Genomic DNA, 19,450 nt, shown 5'->3' with positions numbered 1-19,450 from the left:
CCATCGGAATTTTTCGCCAAACCATCCGATGAAAAAGCGCGTTACCAGTATTAAAGCTTAAAGCGCCGCGACAACCGCATCGCCCATTTCCTGCGTGCCGACCGTACGGCCGTCCGGTGTCGCGATATCCCCCGTACGCAGACCCTGCGCGAGCACCTTCTTCACCGCGGTTTCGATCCGGTCAGCCTGCTCGGGCTTACCGAGCGAGTAGCGCAGCATCATGGCGGCCGAGAGGATGGTCGCCAGCGGATTCGCCACGCCCTTGCCCGCGATATCCGGCGCCGAACCATGCGACGGCTCGTACAGGCCCTTGTTGTTTTTATCGAGCGAGGCGGACGGCAGCATACCGATGGAACCCGTCAGCATGGCGGCTTCGTCGGAGAGAATGTCGCCGAACATGTTGCCGGTCACCACCACGTCGAACGCCTTCGGCGCCTTCACCAGTTGCATGGCCGCGTTGTCCACGTACATATGCGACAGCTCGACGTCCGCATATTCCTTCGATACATCGATCATCACGTCACGCCAGAATTGCGACGTTTCCAGCACGTTGGCTTTATCGACGCTCGTCAGCTTCTTCGCGCGCTTTTGCGCGGCCTGAAACGCCACATGTGCAATGCGACGTACTTCCGGCTCGGAATAACGCATGGTGTCGAAGCCTTCCTTCGCGCCTTCGAACAACCCATCCGGCGATGAGCGCACGCCGCGCGGCTGGCCAAAATAGATATCGCCATTAAGTTCGCGGATGATCAGGATATCCAGCCCCGCCACGATCTCCGGCTTCAGCGACGAAGCCGCCGTCAATTGCGGATAACAAATGGCCGGACGGAAGTTCGCGAACAATTGCAAATGCTTGCGCAGACCCAGGATGGCCTGCTCCGGACGCAGCGCGCGTTCGAGCGAATCGTATTTCCAGTCGCCCACGGCGCCAAACAGGATTGCATCCGATGCTTTCGCCAGCGCGAGCGTCGCTTCCGGCAGCGGATGGCCGTTCGCCTCGTAACCCGCGCCGCCGACCGGCGCTTCTTCGAGCTCGAACTTTTCGTCGAGCGCGTTCAGGACCTTGACGGCTTCCTTGATGATCTCCGGACCGATGCCATCGCCGGGCAGCACTGCAATCTTCATGGTGTTTCCTTTTCTTTGTTGATTCGTACGCGTTTATGCTCGCTCGTACTTACCCGACGAGGCGGTTATTCAGCCACGGCTGCTTCACGAGACGCTCGTTTTCGAACTGACGGATCTTGTCGGCATGGCGCAGCGTGAGCGCGATGTCATCGAAACCATTCAGCAGGCAGAACTTGCGGAAACCGGGCACTTCGAACGGGTATTCCGTGCCGTCGCCGGTCAGCACAACCTGCCGTTCCAGATCGACCGTCAGCTTGAACCCATTAAACGCGTAGGTTTCGTTGAACAGCTTGTCGACCTGGCTTTCGGTCAGGACGATTGGCAGCAGACCGTTCTTGAAGCAATTGTTGTAGAAGATATCAGCGAAACTCGGCGCGATGATCGCGCGGAAACCGTACTGGTCGAGCGCCCACGGCGCGTGCTCGCGCGAGCTGCCGCAGCCGAAATTCTTGCGCGTCAGCAGGATCGACGCGCCCTTGTAGCGCGGCTGGTTCAGCACGAAATCCGGATTCAGCGGCCGGTTCGAGTTGTCCTGGCCCGGCTGGCCGACATCGAGATAACGCCATTCGTCGAAGGCGTTCGGGCCGAAACCCGTGCGCTTGATCGACTTCAGGAACTGCTTCGGAATGATCGCGTCCGTGTCGACGTTATCGCGATCCAGCGGCGCCACGAGCCCGCTATGTACTGTGAATTTTTCCATGATCCGTCACCGGTTTGGTCTGCTTGACCGTTCTTTAAAACCGCTTACTTGTCGGCCGCGTTGCTGATCGAGTTGCCGAGGTGATGCAGATCCTCGCCAAAGCCGTGGACCGTATTGCAGCCCGCAGCAGTGGCGACGACCGCGATCAACGCCAGCAGAGTAAAGACGCGCTTCATGCCAGTTCGCGGATATCGACGAAATGGCCTTCAATAGCCGCTGCCGCCGCCATTGCCGGACTCACCAGATGCGTGCGGCCGCCTGCGCCCTGACGCCCTTCGAAGTTGCGATTCGATGTGGATGCGCAGCGCTCGCCCGGTTCCAGCCGGTCGGCGTTCATCGCGAGGCACATCGAGCAGCCGGGTTCGCGCCACTGGAAACCCGCGTCGAGGAATACCTTGTCGAGCCCTTCCCGTTCTGCTTGCGCCTTCACGAGGCCGGAACCCGGCACGACCATCGCCAGACGGATGTTCGGCGCCACGCGGCGGCCAAGCGTCTTCACCACATAGGCTGCGGCGCGCAAGTCCTCGATCCGTGCATTCGTGCACGAGCCGATGAAAATCTTGTCCGGCTTGATCGATTGCATCGGCGTGTTCGGTTCGAGCGCCATGTACTTCAGCGCGCGTTCGATTGCGTCGCGCTTGACCGGGTCCTTTTCGCGCTCGGGATCCGGCACGCGGCCGTCGATGGACGTCACCATTTCCGGCGACGTGCCCCACGTCACTTGCGGCACGATTTCAGCCGCATTCAACTCCACGACGCGGTCAAACTTCGCGCCCGGATCGGACGTGAAGGTGCGCCAATAGGTTGCCGCCTGCTCGAATTCCGCGCCGTGCGGCGAGTACGGGCGATCTTTCAGATAGTTGATCGTGGTTTCGTCGACGGCAACCATGCCTGCCCGCGCGCCCGCTTCGATGGCCATGTTGCAGACCGTCATGCGGCCTTCCATGGACAACGCCCGGATGGTCGAACCGCCAAATTCGATGGCGTAACCATTGCCGCCCGCCGTGCCGATCTTGCCGATGATCGCCAGCACGATGTCCTTCGCGGTACAGCCGCGCGGCAGCGGTCCTTCGACCTTGACGAGCAAGTTCTTGCTCTTCTTTTGCAGCAGCGTTTGCGTGGCGAGCACGTGCTCGACTTCCGACGTACCGATGCCATGCGCCAACGCGCCGAACGCGCCGTGCGTGGAGGTATGCGAGTCGCCGCAGACTATTGTCATTCCCGGCAGCGTCGCGCCCTGTTCCGGCCCGATGATATGCACAATGCCCTGTCGCAGGTCGTTCATCTTGAACTGCGTGATGCCGTAGGCGTCGCAGTTATTGTCGAGCGTGTCGACTTGCAGCTTCGAGATCGGGTCCGCGATGCCGTGCGAACGATCGGTAGTGGGCACATTGTGGTCGGACACTGCCAGGTTCGCGCTGATCCGCCACACCGGCCGCTCGGCCAGTTTCAGACCCTCGAACGCTTGCGGGCTGGTCACTTCGTGGAGCAAATGACGGTCGATGTAGAGGATGGACGTGCCGTCTTCCTCGGTGTGGATCACATGCGAATTCCACAACTTGTCGTACAGGGTCTGGGCCATGGTCTTTTCAGGTGTTGTGACTGCGGGGGTGTTTTTTGGTTTGATGATTATGCCACGCAGGACGGCGCTTTGCGCTAGTGAACCAAGAAAAAACCGATATAAAACAGTGAGTTAGGGTGGTAGTAGGGCTACCTGTATGGGGAGTACCGGGATGGGCCGCTCAACCGGAATGCAGAAAAGAATCAGCCGTTTAGCCGCGCGGCCGGCCTGTTAAGGAAGCAAATCAGGAGAAATCAGCTGGGTGGAATAAGCGGCCTGACCGCGGCGCCTTGAATTCGATATTCGCAGCGTCTGGAGCAGCTAACCGCTCGACAATGTTCGCGTTGGAAGCGTCGGTGCCCCATGGAAACTCTTCGATGGGCAGCAGGATATGGGCCGGATGGTCGCGGCCTGCGATGAAAACCGGGTCCATCGCTCGCCATTCGTATTGGTTTATCTTCGTGTAGATCTGTCACATCCGGGGTTCTCAGTGACGTGGTGTAGAAACCTTGCCCAGGGAACAAACTTTCGGACATAAAAATGGGTGTAAGCGCTGACTGCACCTACACCCGTTGAATGTATCAACAACCCGTCAAACACCAGCCTACAAAGCCCGCCCCACGATCAACGGATCGACCGTCCCAATTGCGCGAACGTCCCGGTTCGCATACGGCAGCTTATGCAGGATATGGCGCATTGCGTTGAGCCGCGCCCGCTTCTTGCAGTCCGAGCGAACCACCGCCCATGGAGAATCCGCCGTATCGGTTTGCGCGAACATCGCTTCCTTGGCGTCCGTGTATTCGTTCCATTTGTCCGGCGAGGCGAGATCCACCGGACTGAGCTTCCATTGCTTGAGCGGATGAATCTCCCGCTCCTTGAAGCGCCGGCGCTGTTCTTCCTGGCTCACCGAAAACCAGAACTTGACGACATGCATGCCGCTTCGAACGAGTTGCCGCTCGAATTCGGGAACCTGCTGCATGAAGTCGTTATATTCGTGTTCCGAACAGAACCCCATGACCCGCTCAACGCCCGCCCGGTTGTACCAGGAGCGATCGAACAGCACGATTTCGCCCGATGTCGGCAGGTGTTGCACGTAACGCTGGAAGTACCATTGGCCGCGCTCGGACTCGGTCGGTTTTTCGAGCGCGACGACGCGCGCACCGCGCGGATTCATGTGCTCCATAAAGCGCTTGATGGCGCCACCCTTGCCCGCAGCGTCTCGCCCTTCGAACAGGATCACCAGACGCTGGCCGGTCTCCCGTACCCACGCCTGCAACTTCAGCAATTCAACCTGCAGCGCATACTTCTGCTTCTCGTACGCATGGCGCGACATCAGGTTCCGATATGGATACCCGCCGCCGCGCCAGTCACGTGACAGTTCGTCGTCGGGATGCCGTGAAACGCGAGCATGCCAAAGCGCCGGATCACCCTCGAGCATGACGCTGCGAAGGGCGGTGGTTTCATCGGGGGAGAGGCCGCTCATCAATGTCTTGATGGTGTCCATCAGCGTGCCCGGGTCCTGCGCGGCACCCGTCGACAATACGTGCTGCAAAGTGCTTGTGATTTGCTCGTTGGCCGCCTGAACGGCGCGGCCGGTTTCATCGAGCTGTGCGGCACGCGGAGTACCGGTCTCCAGGACGTCGCCGCGAGCGACGCTTCGCACGGCAGAATGGCGAGCGTCGGATTTTTCGTGCTGTGATGTCAAAGTCTCTTCCTTATAACTAGGCGCCCCGCCTCTCAGGGTTAAACGAGGCGCTGCCTGCTTAAGCCGGCGTCGCGGCCTTCTTCAAGACGACATAGAGCTTGTCCTTCAAAAGCAGCTTTTCCTTCTTGAGCGTTTCGATAGTCCGACCGTCCGCGGGTAGCGGCCCACCCTCCATGTTCTTGATCTCATGATCCAGTTCGTTGTGACGCTGAAACAATCGAGCGAAGTGGGCGTCTTCCGTCTTGAGCGTGGAAATCAGATCGCGAAATTCTGGAAACATCGGTAGCTCCTCGTGCGGTTTGCGGGCAAGCCCGCAGGGTCAGTAAGCCTGGATATCTTGGCATTACTACACAAGTCGCATGTTGATATTGCTCGTGTTTGCGCGAGTTTTGGCTTGGGCAGGTGGGGTTGGGGGGCAAGCGCGAAGGACGAATGGCAGGCGGAGAAACAATCAGGCATCGTGGATGCAAAAGCCCCGGCAAATACGCGCCGGGGCTTCCTTCAAACCCCTACTCAATGCAAACTACTGCTTGTCGATCGCCTTCGCCTGGCGCGGCGTTTCGCCGATGACCAACTGACGCGGACGGCCTATCTTCTGCTCCAAAACAGCTATCATTTTCGTTCCACTGTGCAGTCCAGCCCCGTACGCGCCATCACAAACACGTACGTGAACACGGCAGTCTGAACGCTCTGCTATAGCTCTGTCAGTGCAGTTTTCGCCGCCTCGTATCCTTGCCCCGCGGATAGTTGTAACCACTTGAGAGCCTCTTGCTTATCAACTTTAATGCCCTGGCCGCGGAGATAAAGTAATGCAAGATTAAACTGTCCCGCAGGATCGCCCTTCTGCGCGGCAGATGTTTCCCATTTCAGGGCTTCTCGGTAATTCTGTGCAACTCCGTACCCATTCATATACATCCAGCCCAACTTTGTATGTGCTAGAGCCAAACCTTGATCGGCAGCTAGCTGAACCCACTTTAACGCCTGCTGATAATCTTGCGTCACGCCGGATCCATCTATATAGAGCTGCGCTACGCTCACTTGTGCCTCAGCGTTTCCAGCATCGGCCGCCAGCTTGTACCAATGAAACGACTGTTGCATGTCCTGAGGAACAGCAGGCCAGCAAGTGCGCATCACCGTCGAGCACGGCAGGCTCATCATTACCACCGCTTAAAACAACGAAGGGCCGCGTCAGCGGCCCTTCGTTTTTCATCGGCCGCTCTTTGCGCCGCACGGAAAGACGACGCCTTCAGATTGCTTTTACAAAACTCCGAAGGTCGGTAGCCATCGGAGGGCGTTGAACCTTTTTCGAATCCGGCCGCAAAAACTCAAGATCCCTAATTTCGCCGTCCGTTATCCACAAAATTGCATTCACCGCCTCCCCATCCAAATCAATTCCCGACGCCTCAATAAATCCGCTCAAATTCTTGCGGAAAAATTGATTTTGATAGTTAGAACATTCACTTTTTAAGCAAAGCTTTAGCAGCGTGTCGTCACAATTCCATGAAATCACTTTTTCCAATTGATCTACTTGAGTAAAAAATGCGTCGTCTCCGGGAAATGCATAATTCAGCAAGGCCTTTATAAGCTCAATCTCGCTATCAAGAATTGGTCTCTCGTCGTCGTGCATAAAAACACCTTATAAAATGAAATCACTATCACCTGTGACGGCCATCATCAGGATGAATCGTTCCCAGATTAATATCGCCCATTGGGAGCACAAAACTACGCACGTTATAATTTACGCCATTCACTGTCATTCCAAATGAAGTGCCACCTACGAAGCCGGGGGACTGGGCAATACCAACCGCCACGCTAACGACTGAATCAATGTTTCCAGCCCCTACCCGCTTTATATAATGACTGGGATCAGTGACGACGCCGGCAACCTGAATTGCAACCCCGACCGCCACCTTCGCCAGCCCCGTGGGGTCCACCCGATTCACCGGGTTGTTCCCCACATACGCATACAGGTTCAGATCATCCTTCGGTCCCGCCGGGTCTGTCTGCAGAAACCGTCCCAGCGTTGGCGAATACATGCGCGCCTTGTAATAGTACAGATCCTGTTCTCCAATGTACTCCTGCCCTGTAAAACCAAACCTTTGCGGCGCTGCCCCTGGCTCTCCGTACGGTCCGTAGTTAAATCCACCCGTGCGAATACCGTTTCTGTCGGCCGTAGCAGTGATGCTTCCAAGATAGTCCGCATAGAAATAGTTTTTCGTCGTCGTACCAGGCCCGTCATACGAGAGAATCAGTTCCGTGGTACCAGGAGTATGCACGTACCGCTTCTGCAGCTTGCCCGCGCCATCGTATTCCGCAATCAGATCATTGCCGTCATACAGCAGATTGGTCGCGGCCCCTCCCGTGACTATCTGTTGCAACCTTCCCTCCGGGTCATATTCAAGGGTTGTCGTAACGCCAGCACGAGTCCCCGACCTCAGTCGATTGTCCAGATCATACGTATAGGAAGCAGTGCCATCTCGCGTGAGATTGCCGTTTGCGTCATAGGCCGGCGTGCCACTGGGAATCGATTTGTATTGGTTTAATCCGTTGGCCGTAAAGCCACGAGATCCACGCACCGCACCGGTCCACTGATTCAGGTTGTTATCCCAGTTCACACCCGTCACTTCACCCAACTGATTGCGGCTGTAAATAGCCTGCTCAGTGTCGGCGCCATAGAAGTTACGGCTCAACCCGGACATCCGACCTTGGGTGTCATATTGGAACAGTGTCTCCGAGCCGTTGTACCAGTCCATTCCAAATCGCCGGCCCAGTGGGTCGTAACCGTAAGCCGCAAGGGAGGCGCTGCCGTTTTCCTTCGTCGCTAGAGGATAATTGCGGGAGTCGTATTCAGTGGTCACAAAAAAACCGTCAGGCCACGTAAGCCGGGTACGGTTTCCATCCGGGTCGTAAAGGTACGAAAGCGTACGTCCGTCCAAGACAGCACTGCGTAACCTGCCCGCGTTGTCCCAGGTATACACGTTCGAGTGGGCTCCTGATGCATATTGAGCAGCCGTGCGCAGTCCACGCAGGTCGTAGGTAAATTGAACGTTGCCGGTTCCTTGGGGATACGCCCGCGCTACCAAGCGGTTTAACTTGTCCCAGGTCTGCGTAACCTGTTGTGTATTTCGCTTGCGCAAAGTCGTTACATTGCCATTGGCGTCGTACGTGTTTTCCAGATAATCGTTCAGGTTGAAGTAGCCGGACAAGATCGGATGTGGATAGTAAATCCGTGACGGCCGATCGAACGAATCGTACGTATAGAAGGTCACGTTGCCGTTTGCGTCAGTGGCCGCTGACAAGTTGCCGTTCGGGGTATATACATAATTCGCATATACCTGCGCAAGTGCGGTTCCAACTCCTCGATTAACGGCTTGCACCGTGTCGTCAGCGTAGTAGAAAGTTTCAGTAGTGCGATCACCGCCTTCCGCAGCAGGTAAACGTTGCGCCACAATCGAAACACGATCGAGATCATCGTAATTTGTATCGGTAACGCTAACCGGCGCTGCTTCGGCCGGACAAGCGGTCGCTGAAGCAGTTGTTCCTGGTCCCCATGCACGTATGACCTTACCGGTCACGCTGTAGCGAAAACAACTCGCCATCCACTGCGTTCCCGCCCGGCTAATTTGCTTCGCGGTTTCGATCTGACGTCCGTCAGCGTCGTATGACGTTACAGTTTTCATGCCGGTTGGATCCGCAGCCTGCACAACGCGCCGCGCTGCGTCATAAGCGAACGTATTTGTGTTCAAGCTTGGGGATGTCACCTTCAGGAGGTTTCCGAGCGCATCGTAAGTAAAGGACGTGGTGAGATTCAGCTTCCCGGGTCCGGCATCAACGGTGCTTGTCGCTGGCGGGAAGTGGTTGTTAGCGTCGTAGGCCGTCGTGGTGGTGACCGCGTTGGTCGCCGACGTCTTTATGGCCACGGAGGTAGGCAGATAGAACGAAGGGAAATCAGGTGGTGAATAGCTCGTATAGCTGTAGCTGGTCACCGGCGATACGCCAGCGGAATCCGGCGGCGATGTCACAGAAAGTGGCAAACCCTGCGCCGTGTAGGAATACCGGGTCGCATTTCCTATTGCATCCGTCGCACTCTCCATGCGATTAAACGCGCTCTCATAAGAGAAACTTTGTGTGATCGGGGCGATACCCGAACCCGCAGGCGCAACCTTGCTGCGGGTCTTGACGTTATGCGTACAGCGCTTCTCCGCACCCGCGCAGGTTGCGTCGTCATAGCTATATTCGAGCGCATTGCCTTCCGGCAATTGCGAGCGAATCAAGCGCGACTGGCCATCATAGGTATTGACCGTAACGTTGAGCGACGGCGTAATTGACTGCAGGATATTTCCCTGCCCATCAAGATAGTTCGTGCGCGTCAGGCCGCCGGGACTCATTTCTTCCGTTCGCGAACCGGCGAAGTAATAGTCGTATGCCTTTCCACGCGCATTGGTCTGCCTGCTAATGCGGCCAAGCGTGTCATAAATATTGGTGACCGCTGCTACTGTTGGAAAACTTGGATAGTAGACGCTGGAAATGCTGCCGGGTACGGAATAGGAGAACGTGGTGTTCTTGCCAAGGGCATCGGTGATGGTGATCAGGTTTCCGCTGACGTCATAGCCGTAACCGATAGTCGCCATGCCGTTCTTGACCTGAGCAATCCGGCCATTCGAGTAAGTAAAGGTCAATGCGCGACCCAAGCTATTGACTACCTGCGTCAAGTCGCCTGCCGCCGAATAAGTGTACTTGATCTGCACACCACTCGGGTCAGTATAGGTATCGGCTTTGCCGCCTGCGTTGAATTTGAGTACGGCGCGATTCAGTGACTCGTAGCTATACGTGCCGTCGGTGTTCCGGGTCAGTTTCGCGGACTTTCCCGGAGGCGGGTTGTAGGTCCCGTCCGGCAGCTTCACAAACACTTCGCCGGAGGTCCCTTGTGTGACGATCACTGTGTTGTCGATCAACTGGTCACCAAACCACCGCTGTCCGATTGTGGCAATGACCATTTTATCGAGTGGCAGAGCCGGATCCATCATCAAATCCAGCGACACCTTCTGCTCCACGAGCGTGCCGACCGCATCTAGCGCGGAATTTTCGCCCATTGCCTGGAAGCCATCGGAGCCAGTTGTCACCGTCGCATTGAAGTTATGGGTCCAACCCTTGCCCAAAGCACCGTTCGAATAACGCTTGCCGGAGCTATAAAGTCGTTTGAACGAAAGATCTTGCGGATAGCCGCCAAGGCCCGCGTCTATGTCGTCGTGGTCATACAGGAAGTTACCCTGCACCATGTCAATGGGATCTCCATACTGGAACGCCGAGCCTGCGAGGCTGCTGGGTAATTGCTGATTGCTGTTGACATTGATGTTCGTCTGCGCGGCCGGCTGGAGCTTGGTACTAAATCCACCCGAGAGGCCGTCGCTAATAATGGCGTCAAAGTGGTAGGGGCCGACGGCGAAGTAGCCTGCACCAGACCAGTTGTTCTCCGTGATGTCGCATCGGGCAGGCGTAATTACCCCGTAGCCTTCTGCCAACTGAGCCTTCAGTCCTGCTATCTGACTGCTGCAATTGACCAGGTTCGGCTGCACAACCCCGTTGAAATTCAAGGAGGTCGCGCTGTAAATACGTTGGCCTGCCGCAGCGGCCATATCGATAAGTTTAACGGTGGATACAGCGGAAATGCTTGTGGTCTGTTGCACAGCGGCCGACTCGAGAATACTCGCGTGCATTGCCCAGTTGATAAACGTAGCGCGCTCGGTCGCCGCATCTCCGTTCGCGCTCGTCATCGAGATCATATTGCCTGGCAGGTCGACGTAAGCGTTATTGACATAGCCGACAACACCGATACGATGCTGCGCAATCAGCGTGGCATTTGCGATCTGACCCATCACATGGCCGGCCTGGTCGCTTTGCGCAATCCACTGTGCGCCCATCAATGCCAGCGTAGAACCCAAGAGCGGCTCCGATGTATCGACCGCGCCTGACGCGCGCAAATCGCTGATCACCCGCCGATAGTTCTCCGCAGGGCCACGTCCTGCCGGACCCCAGCCGTCGGCAATGGCGTAGGTATTGGTCCCGCCTGCGCGGATGTTCTGTGAAAACGTTTGATCGCTACTGGGTGATACATATGCATTGTGCTTCACAGTAAAGGTGATGCTCGTTTGGCTGCCAGCCGGCGCGGTTTTACCCGGCTGGCCGACGGGATTGCCATCGAGTTTGAGCACAGGCTGACTGGCTGCGTTATACGTGATCGTTAGGCGTCGCCCATAGACCGCGTCGGACGTAAACGACTGGTCGATCCCCTGATATTGAACGCGAAGCGTGACCTTGCGGTTGTTCGGCATATCGGCGAATTCGACGGACGGCCATCCCAAATCCTGATAGGGCAGCGCGGTTTGACGAAGCTGGCCGTAAAATTGATCGATTGATTTGCCGCCGATCACGTCGTCCAGCGTGGCAGCCGGCTTGTTCTTGCGAAGGTAGTTCGCGAGATTGCCGGCGTAAATGGCCAGATTGTCGCGAATATTTGTGCGGTTAATATTTTGAACTGCGCCAGTCGAGAACGTAGCACCGGCCTGCGCCGAAAACCGATAGGACCCCGCGTTGTAACCCGTGGTCTCACTGCTGGCAAGGTCGACTCCATACTTGATGGTGTGTGTCTTCATGGACGGGTCGAAAACATACCATGCGCCATTGATCTTGGCCTTGACCCAAACATGTTCGATTGTCACGGTAAGCATCGAAGCGGAAAGGCCGGGACAATCGCCAGCCTTGCTCGAGACAAAATCGTATACAGGAATCTGCCCTTCCGCCAGCACGCTATAAAACCCGCAAGCATTCGACGTGTCGATGCCAAACCATGAACCTGCCTGCGTTGCGTCAAGCGTGATTGCGCCACTCACATAATTGGCCTCATATCCGGACGCATGAAGCAACTCAACCAAGAGCATAGCCTGGTCATGGTCTGTTCCCTGATTGTCTAGCACCGCGCCCAGTGCACCTTTTTGCACGCCGAAGAATGGGTAATATTCAATATTGTTTCGAACATACTGATAAATTAAGTCTGGATCGTTTCTAAGCGAACGCGCCAGCTCTGCAATTGATGCGGGACCTCGCGCATTAGTGTCGCCGGTAATACCAGCTGCCTTTAGCAATCCGCCCGCGGTGGCACTTACATCCAGCGACGTGCCTTCGTTAAGGTTTGAGGGAAAGACACGGGATGCCCGCGCTTGCTGCGATTCTTCCGCACTCGCTGGCACCATGATGGCCCGCAAGGTGCCCTTTTCCGACTCTGCGCGTCCTCGTCCGGTATTTGCTGCGTCGGGCAGATCAGCGGACGAGTAACGAATTGCTGTTTCGCCTCGGCGAACCGTCACCTTGCCGCTCTTCCCAGCGTTTGGAACAACCGCCGCGCGCATCGTCAGGTCAGGCTCTACAACGCTCGTTTTTGCCAAGCCTAGGTTGATGGCCGGGGTCGCTTGCTGGATGTGTTGCGTTCCGCTTTCAATCTGTGCGCTAGCCGCGTCCACTCCCATAAGAAGTACTAAACATGCACCGGCTAGGTGTTTTCGCATCGATCCGTACATAAGTATCCAAGATTTATTTTCGTTATTTTCAATCGGCAGATTTCTGCTCGCGGATAGCGCCGCGCAATCCGATACTTAAGGCGTAGTAGTTGTGACGGCCGTCCAATTCCCTGCGTCGTCATATCCGTAGTTAAGCGTAGTAACCGTTGTCCCGTCTACGTACACGGCTTTTGTGAGGCGGCCCAGTGAGTCATAGCTGTAATTTATCGAACCGGCCCACGCGCAGGTCAGCGGCAATGCGAGCAGGACAGCAAAGCTGTATCTAAAGAGTCGGCGTAAAGAGCCAGAGATGGAGAACAGAAGGCTTTGATGCAAAGCTAGTTGCACGCTAATATTTTTAAAGAATACGCTATACGAATTATATAAATCTCTCATTTTTTGATCGCCTATTTTGATCCTTTCAGTGTAGGCCTCCCGAACCAACGACGATGTCACAAATTGTCGTCACGTTATGCGACAATAAACCTGTTGACGAAATAGAACAGTTTCTTAATCGATTCGCATTCCATATAAAATCCGTACGGCTAGTCTTTCGTAAAAGAGATGTTGATTTTTGAGATTGAAAAAATCAGAAAGGCAAGGCGGTTTAAACTGACGTTAGCAAAAAGACGTCCAATGCGGCTGCTATGAGCGAACGATGCCGCCCGCAGGCAGAGCGTGGCGAGGAAGGGCCCGTGACCCGTGGAGGGCGGCGGATGCTGCTACTGTTCCGCAAGCTCGTCTCCCCAGAGAAAATTCGGACGAAAACGCAAAAAAATGTAGTGCTGCGGCAACTCAATACAAAAACGCCCCAACGGATGATCCGTTGGGGCGTTTTTGATTCAGCCACAATAGCAACTCACAGAAAACTTCTACAACTTACCGCTTATCAATCGCCTTCGCTTCGCGCGGCGTATCACCAATAAACAACTGACGCGGGCGGCCAATCTTCTGTTCCGGATCAGCGATCATTTCGTTCCACTGCGCGATCCAGCCCACGGTCCGCGCCATTGCAAACACGCACGTAAACATGGCCGTCGGAATACCGAGCGCGCGCTGCACAATACCCGAATAGAAATCAACATTCGGATACAGCTTACGCGACACAAAATACTCGTCTTCCAGCGCGATCTTTTCCAGCGCCATTGCCAGCTTGAACAACGGGTCATCATGCAGACCCAGCTCTTCGAGCACTTCATGGCACGTTTCACGCATCAGCTTCGCGCGCGGATCGTAGTTCTTATAAACGCGATGCCCGAAGCCCATCAGCTTCACGCCCGAATTCTTGTCCTTCACCTGCTTGATGAACTCAGGAATATTATCGACGGAACCGATTTCTTCCAGCATGTTCAGCGCGGCTTCATTCGCACCGCCATGCGCCGGGCCCCACAAACAAGCAATGCCAGCAGCAATACAAGCAAACGGATTCGCACCCGACGACCCAGCCAAACGCACGGTCGACGTAGAAGCATTCTGCTCGTGATCCGCATGCAAGATCAAAATACGATCCAGCGCACGCACGAGGACATCATTGACCTTGTACTCTTCGCACGGGTTCGAGAACATCATGTGCATGAAGTTCGCGCTATACGACAAATCGTTCTTCGGATAAACGAAGGGCTGGCCGATCGTGAACTTGTACGCCATCGCCACCAGCGTGGGCAGCTTCGCGATCATGCGAATCGCCGACACTTCACGGTGACGCGGGTCGTTGATATTCAGTGAGTCATGATAGAACGCCGACAGCGCACCAACGGCTGCCACGAGCACCGCCATCGGGTGTGCATCGCGACGAAAACCGCGGTAGAAGAAATGCATCTGCTCGTGAACCATCGTGTGCTTCGTGACGGTTTCAACGAACTCGGCCTTCTGCTCGACCGTCGGCAGATCGCCGTGCAGCAGCGCATAACAGGTCTCGAGAAAGTCCGCCTTGACCGCGAGTTCCTCAATCGGATACCCGCGATACAGCAACTCACCCTTATCGCCGTCGATGTACGTAATTGCGGAATTGCACGCCGCCGTCGACATGAAGCCCGGATCGTACGTGAACTTGCCGGTCTGGCCGTACAGCTTGCGGATGTCGATTACGTCCGGGCCCAGGGTGCCCTTGTAGATCGGCATTTCAACGCTCGGCGAGTTGTCGCTGAACGATAGCGTGGCTTTAACATCTGACGGGGTCATAGCACATCCTCAATCGAAGTATGGAAACAGGTTTTCGATAATTCGCACGACTCTTGCACGCGCCGCATGGCTGGCTCAGTGGACTAACTCAGGCCGAGCGCAGCATCTCCAGCACGCGGCTCATATCCGGCGAGGCCAGTTCGCCTTCCGGTTCCTTGCGTGCCAGCAGCAAGTCCATCAGGTCGTTGTCGCCCAGTTCCAGCAGTTGCGTCAAAACACCAACGTCCGCGTCACTGAGGTCATGCTCATATCGGCTGAAAAAACGCTCGAAGATCAGATCGTTTTCCAGCAGACCGCGCCGCGCGCGCCAGCGAAGGCGTGCGCGGCGTAGAGGGTCGGACTGATGCCCGGAGTCATTCATGACACAAGTCCTTCTCAGACAGCGCGGCGCACCATCAATTCTTTGATCTTGCCGATAGCCTTCGTGGGATTCAGTCCCTTCGGGCACACATCGACGCAATTCATGATCGTGTGGCAACGGAACAGACGGTACGGATCTTCCAGGTTGTCGAGACGTTCACCCGTCGCTTCGTCACGGCTGTCCGCAATGAATCGATAGGCTTGCAACAGGCCCGCCGGACCTACGAACTTGTCCGGGTTCCACCAAAAGCTCGGGCATGAAGTCGAGCAGCTAGCACACAGGATGCACTCGTACAGGCCGTCGAGCTCGTCGCGCTCTTCCGGCGTTTGCAGACGCTCTTTTTCCGGCGGCGGCGTGTCGTTGATCAGATACGGCTTGATCGAATGATACTGGTTAAAGAATTGCGTGAAATCGCAAATCAGGTCACGCACAACAGGCAGGCCCGGCAGCGGACGCAACACGATCTTCTGCGGCAGGTCGTTCATGTTCTGCAAGCAGGCCAGACCGTTCTTGCCGTTGATGTTCATGGCGTCCGAACCGCACACGCCTTCACGGCACGAACGGCGGAACGACAGCGTTTCGTCGACGGACTTCAGCTTCAGCAGCGCGTCCAGCAACATGCGTTCGTGCGAGTCGATCTCGATCTCGTACGTCTGCATGCGGGGCGCCGCGTCCTTGTCCGGATCGTAGCGGTAGATTTCAAAAGTACGCTTTGCCATTTCGATTTCCTTGCCTTAGAAGGTACGCGCTTTCGGCGGCACCGATTCGACCGTCAGCGGCGTCATGTGCACCGGCTTGTAATCGAGCTTGTCGCCTTCGCTGAACCACAGCGTGTGCTTCATCCAGTTCTCGTCGTCGCGGACTTCGAAGTCGCTTTGCGCATGCGCACCGCGGCTTTCCTTGCGCGCTTCAGCCGAAATCATGGTCGCACGCGCCACTTCGATCAGGTTCGCGAGTTCCAGCGCTTCGACCTTCGCGGTGTTGAAGACCTTCGACTTGTCCTTCAAATGCACGTGCTTCACGCGCTCGGACAATTCCTTGATCTTGTCCACGCCTTCCGCCAACAGCTTCGACGTGCGGAACACGCCGGCATGCGCCTGCATGGTCGCGCGAATGTCGTTAGCGATCGATTGCGTGTATTCGCCCGACGACGAGTTCTCCAGCACGGCGAGGCGTTCAAGCGCGGCGTCGGCGGCATCGGCCGGCAACGGCTTGTGTTCCTTCATTTCCAGCGCATGCTTGATGATGTGGTTGCCGGCCGCGCGGCCAAACACCACCAAGTCCAGCAGCGAGTTCGTGCCCAGGCGGTTCGCGCCGTGCACCGACACGCACGAACATTCTCCGACCGCGTAGAAGCCGTTGACCGGCTCTTCGTAGCCGCCCTTCAGCGTACCCACGACCTGGCCGTGAATGTTCGTAGGAATGCCGCCCATCTGGTAATGGATGGTCGGCACGACCGGGATCGGTTCCTTGATGCAGTCCACGTTCGCGAATTTCATCGCGATCTCGCGGATCGACGGGAGACGTTTCATGATGGTCTCGGCGCCGATGTGCGACAGGTCCAGCAAGACGTGGTCTTTGTTCGGACCCACGCCGCGGCCTTCCTTGATTTCCTGGTCCATCGAACGCGAAACGAAGTCGCGCGGCGCCAGATCCTTCAGCGTCGGCGCATAGCGTTCCATGAAGCGCTCGCCGTCGGAATTGCGCAGGATGCCGCCTTCGCCGCGTACGCCTTCGGTAATCAGCACACCCGCGCCGGCCACGCCAGTCGGGTGGAATTGCCAGAATTCCATGTCCTGCAAAGCGATGCCCGAGCGGGCCGCCATGCCGAGGCCGTCGCCGGTATTGATGAACGCGTTGGTCGATGCCGCGAAGATCCGGCCCGCGCCGCCCGTGGCGAACAACGTGGTCTTGCCTTCGAGAATGTGGACGTCGCCCGTTTCCATTTCCATGGCAGTCACGCCGAGCACGTCGCCGTCGGCGTCGCGGATCAGGTCCAGCGCCATCCATTCAACGAAGAAGTGCGTCTTGGCCGCGACGTTCTGCTGATACAGCGTGTGCAGCAACGCGTGGCCGGTACGGTCGGCGGCGGCGCATGCACGCTGCACCGGCTTTTCGCCGTAGTTCGCCGTGTGGCCGCCGAACGGACGCTGGTAGATCGTGCCGTCGGCGTTACGGTCGAACGGCATGCCCATGTGTTCGAGTTCGTAGACGGCGCCGGGCGCTTCACGGCACATGAATTCGATCGCATCCTGGTCGCCGAGCCAGTCGGAGCCCTTGATGGTGTCGTAGAAGTGGTAATGCCAGTTGTCTTCGCTCATGTTGCCGAGCGACGCGCCAATACCGCCTTGAGCCGCGACGGTGTGCGAACGCGTCGGGAACACCTTCGACAGCACCGCGACCGACAGGCCCGCGCGAGCGAGTTGCAGCGACGCGCGCATGCCGGAACCACCTGCGCCTACGATAACTACGTCGAAACGGCGACGCGGCAGGGACGTTTTGATTGCAGCCATTCTTTACACTCTCCAGAGAATCTGTGCCGCGTAGCCGATACAGCCGACCAGCCAGAGGATCGTCGCCACTTGCAGGAACAGGCGCAAGCCGACCGGCTTCACGTAGTCCATCCAGATGTCCCGGATGCCAACCCACGCGTGATAGAAGAGCGAGAGCAGCGCGACAAACGTCGCGAGCTTCATCCATTGCATGGCGAATATGGATGCCCAGCCGTCGTACGAAAAATCACGCGCACCGAAAAACCAGAACAGCAGGACCAGTGTGTACAGGGCCATCACGACGGCGGTAATGCGTTGCGCCAGCCAGTCGCGCAAGCCGTAATGCGCGCCAACGACGAGGCGCTTGGGACCGATTCGATTGTTGTTATTCGCTGCCATTCTCAGAAGGCTCCGAAGAGTTTAAGCGCAACGACGATTGTCAGCAGAGATGACACCGTGAGGACGACGATGGACGTCTGCTTGCCGCCTTCCTTGCTCACTGCGCGATGGGTATCGAGCAGCAGGAAGCGGATGCCTGCGCAAAAGTGGAACAGGAAGGACCACGAAAGCACGAGGACGACGATCTTGACGAGGGGATTGGCGAGAAAGCCCTTGAAGGAGTCGAAACTAATCTCCGACGTCAGGCTTTGGTCCAGCAGATAGAGCAGAAACGGCAGCGATACGAATAGAAGCAGACCACTGATACGGTGAAGAATTGAAACCTTCCCCGCTAGTGGCAAGCGGTAGGTTGCTAGCTGAGCAATTCCGATATTCCGGTACTCAGGTCTTGGTTTTTTTACGGCTTCAGCCATGCTAGACCCCAACTTTGTTATCACACTAGTCCGCGATTTTAGCGCCTTTTTATATCGCGCTGCAGCGAAATGCCGCGCAAGAGGCTATTGCTGATCGCGTGAGAAAGGCTTTTAAGGCGCCCCTTGGGTTCGCCGCCAAGCCATCCACGTCCCGTTTCAACTCAAATCGTTTTGATAGTAATAGCCGTTCGTGACATACCACCCGCGCCGCACTTCCACCGGCCGGTCGCCATACGTGTACGACACCCGCTCGACCGACAACAGCGGCGACCCGACGGCCACGCCAAGTAATTCCGCGACTGTGTCGTCCGCGCCCACCGCCCTGATTTTTTCCGATGCCCGGATCATGCGCGTGCCGAATTCCGTTTCGAACATTGCATAAAGCGGGCCTTTGTAATCCGCCAGGCGCTCAGCCGTCAGCCCGCGGAAAACCGCGCCGGGTAACCAGATTTCGTCCAGAACGGTGGTTTCACCGTCGAATTGCAGCAAGCGTTTGATACACACGACGGGGTCGGCCGGCTTCAGGTCCAGTTGGCGAGCGATCTCAGCGGGTGCGCGCAAACGGCGGCACTCCAGCAATCGGCTCACGTGGGGATGAAGGTCGCCGTCTTCCGGCAGTAACCGGAGAAAGCGGAACTGTACGCGATCTTCGTTGTGCGTTGCAACAAAGGTGCCCTTGCCCTGACGGCGCACGAGCAGGTTGCCGGCGGCGAGTTCGTCAATGGCTTTGCGCACCGTCCCCTGGCTCACCTTGTAGCGGGCCGCGAGTTCGACTTCGCTGGGGATCATTTCGCCGGGCTTCCATTCGCCCGACTCAAGCCCTTGGGTAATCAGGGCCTTGATCTGCTGGTATAGCGGGCTGAACGTCGGCGACGAAGCGGGCACGACTTCCGTCGCGCCGGCTGCGCCCGGAAGGTTCGTGGTGCTCGCTGGGTTCGAATTCATGCGCGCATTTCATCA

At 56.9% G+C, this 19,450-nt stretch carries 17 protein-coding genes and 1 pseudogene; all 18 read right to left on the bottom strand.

Annotation, left to right across the window (positions count from 1 at the left end):
• Window positions 1-57 precede the first annotated feature (57 nt).
• The 18 genes and pseudogenes from leuB to ACSQ8V_RS18975 all read right to left on the bottom strand — a co-directional run bounded on the left by leuB (window position 58) and on the right by ACSQ8V_RS18975 (window position 19,435).
• A complete protein-coding gene (gene leuB, locus ACSQ8V_RS19060; protein WP_436206755.1) occupies window positions 58-1,125 on the bottom strand; it encodes a 3-isopropylmalate dehydrogenase in 1,068 nt (355 codons plus the stop codon).
• Between the two features lie 49 nt (window positions 1,126-1,174).
• Window positions 1,175-1,825 (bottom strand): 3-isopropylmalate dehydratase small subunit, encoded by a 651-nt coding sequence (gene leuD, locus ACSQ8V_RS19055; RefSeq protein WP_436183308.1) that lies wholly within the window; start codon window positions 1,823-1,825, stop codon window positions 1,175-1,177.
• Between the two features lie 44 nt (window positions 1,826-1,869).
• Window positions 1,870-2,001 carry an entericidin A/B family lipoprotein gene (locus ACSQ8V_RS19050; RefSeq protein ID WP_213766646.1) on the bottom strand — a complete coding sequence of 44 codons (132 nt, stop codon included), beginning with the start codon at window positions 1,999-2,001 and terminating at the stop codon, window positions 1,870-1,872.
• Window positions 1,998-3,407 carry a 3-isopropylmalate dehydratase large subunit gene (leuC, locus tag ACSQ8V_RS19045; RefSeq protein ID WP_213766647.1) on the bottom strand — a complete coding sequence of 470 codons (1,410 nt, stop codon included), beginning with the start codon at window positions 3,405-3,407 and terminating at the stop codon, window positions 1,998-2,000. The genes ACSQ8V_RS19050 and leuC overlap by 4 nt, the downstream gene beginning before the upstream one ends.
• Window positions 3,408-3,630: 223 nt before the next feature.
• Window positions 3,631-3,819, bottom strand: coding sequence for a type II toxin-antitoxin system Phd/YefM family antitoxin (locus ACSQ8V_RS19040; RefSeq protein WP_436206754.1), 189 nt, complete (start codon window positions 3,817-3,819; stop codon window positions 3,631-3,633).
• Between the two features lie 171 nt (window positions 3,820-3,990).
• A complete protein-coding gene (ppk2, locus tag ACSQ8V_RS19035) occupies window positions 3,991-5,091 on the bottom strand; it encodes a polyphosphate kinase 2 (protein WP_436206753.1) in 1,101 nt (366 codons plus the stop codon).
• Between the two features lie 58 nt (window positions 5,092-5,149).
• Window positions 5,150-5,371: a YdcH family protein gene (locus ACSQ8V_RS19030; RefSeq protein ID WP_031362537.1), complete on the bottom strand. Its 222-nt coding sequence runs from the start codon at window positions 5,369-5,371 to the stop codon at window positions 5,150-5,152.
• 243 nt (window positions 5,372-5,614) lie between these two features.
• Window positions 5,615-5,778, bottom strand: a pseudogene (locus ACSQ8V_RS19025) (citrate/2-methylcitrate synthase); the annotation flags it as partial.
• A gap of 6 nt (window positions 5,779-5,784) precedes the next feature.
• Window positions 5,785-6,249: a tetratricopeptide repeat protein gene (locus ACSQ8V_RS19020; RefSeq protein WP_436206752.1), complete on the bottom strand. Its 465-nt coding sequence runs from the start codon at window positions 6,247-6,249 to the stop codon at window positions 5,785-5,787.
• Between the two features lie 88 nt (window positions 6,250-6,337).
• A complete protein-coding gene (locus ACSQ8V_RS19015; protein WP_436206751.1) occupies window positions 6,338-6,718 on the bottom strand; it encodes a hypothetical protein in 381 nt (126 codons plus the stop codon).
• A 28-nt stretch (window positions 6,719-6,746) separates the two neighbouring features.
• The gene (locus ACSQ8V_RS19010) at window positions 6,747-12,665 is read right to left on the bottom strand and encodes an RHS repeat-associated core domain-containing protein (protein WP_436206750.1); all 5,919 of its coding nucleotides are present in this window, start codon (window positions 12,663-12,665) and stop codon (window positions 6,747-6,749) included.
• Between the two features lie 858 nt (window positions 12,666-13,523).
• On the bottom strand, window positions 13,524-14,825 hold the full coding sequence (gene gltA, locus ACSQ8V_RS19005; RefSeq protein WP_213766683.1) for a citrate synthase: 1,302 nt from the start codon (window positions 14,823-14,825) through the stop codon (window positions 13,524-13,526).
• Between the two features lie 88 nt (window positions 14,826-14,913).
• Window positions 14,914-15,186 carry a succinate dehydrogenase assembly factor 2 gene (locus ACSQ8V_RS19000; protein ID WP_436206749.1) on the bottom strand — a complete coding sequence of 91 codons (273 nt, stop codon included), beginning with the start codon at window positions 15,184-15,186 and terminating at the stop codon, window positions 14,914-14,916.
• A gap of 14 nt (window positions 15,187-15,200) precedes the next feature.
• Window positions 15,201-15,905: a succinate dehydrogenase iron-sulfur subunit gene (locus ACSQ8V_RS18995; RefSeq protein ID WP_031362534.1), complete on the bottom strand. Its 705-nt coding sequence runs from the start codon at window positions 15,903-15,905 to the stop codon at window positions 15,201-15,203.
• 15 nt (window positions 15,906-15,920) lie between these two features.
• Window positions 15,921-17,699 carry a succinate dehydrogenase flavoprotein subunit gene (gene sdhA / locus ACSQ8V_RS18990; protein ID WP_213766685.1) on the bottom strand — a complete coding sequence of 593 codons (1,779 nt, stop codon included), beginning with the start codon at window positions 17,697-17,699 and terminating at the stop codon, window positions 15,921-15,923.
• Window positions 17,700-17,702: 3 nt separating this feature from the next.
• The gene (sdhD, locus tag ACSQ8V_RS18985; RefSeq protein WP_089162203.1) at window positions 17,703-18,077 is read right to left on the bottom strand and encodes a succinate dehydrogenase, hydrophobic membrane anchor protein; all 375 of its coding nucleotides are present in this window, start codon (window positions 18,075-18,077) and stop codon (window positions 17,703-17,705) included.
• A 2-nt stretch (window positions 18,078-18,079) separates the two neighbouring features.
• Window positions 18,080-18,490, bottom strand: coding sequence for a succinate dehydrogenase, cytochrome b556 subunit (gene sdhC / locus ACSQ8V_RS18980; protein ID WP_213766686.1), 411 nt, complete (start codon window positions 18,488-18,490; stop codon window positions 18,080-18,082).
• Window positions 18,491-18,646: 156 nt separating this feature from the next.
• Complete coding sequence (locus ACSQ8V_RS18975) at window positions 18,647-19,435, bottom strand: GntR family transcriptional regulator (RefSeq protein ID WP_436183303.1); 789 nt, start codon at window positions 19,433-19,435, stop codon at window positions 18,647-18,649.
• Between the last annotated feature and the right edge of the window lie 15 nt (window positions 19,436-19,450).

Origin of the sequence: Caballeronia sp. LjRoot31, from assembly GCF_964253885.1 — a bacterium.
GTDB lineage: Bacteria > Pseudomonadota > Gammaproteobacteria > Burkholderiales > Burkholderiaceae > Caballeronia.
This window is presented reverse-complemented; position numbering and strand designations above follow the sequence as displayed.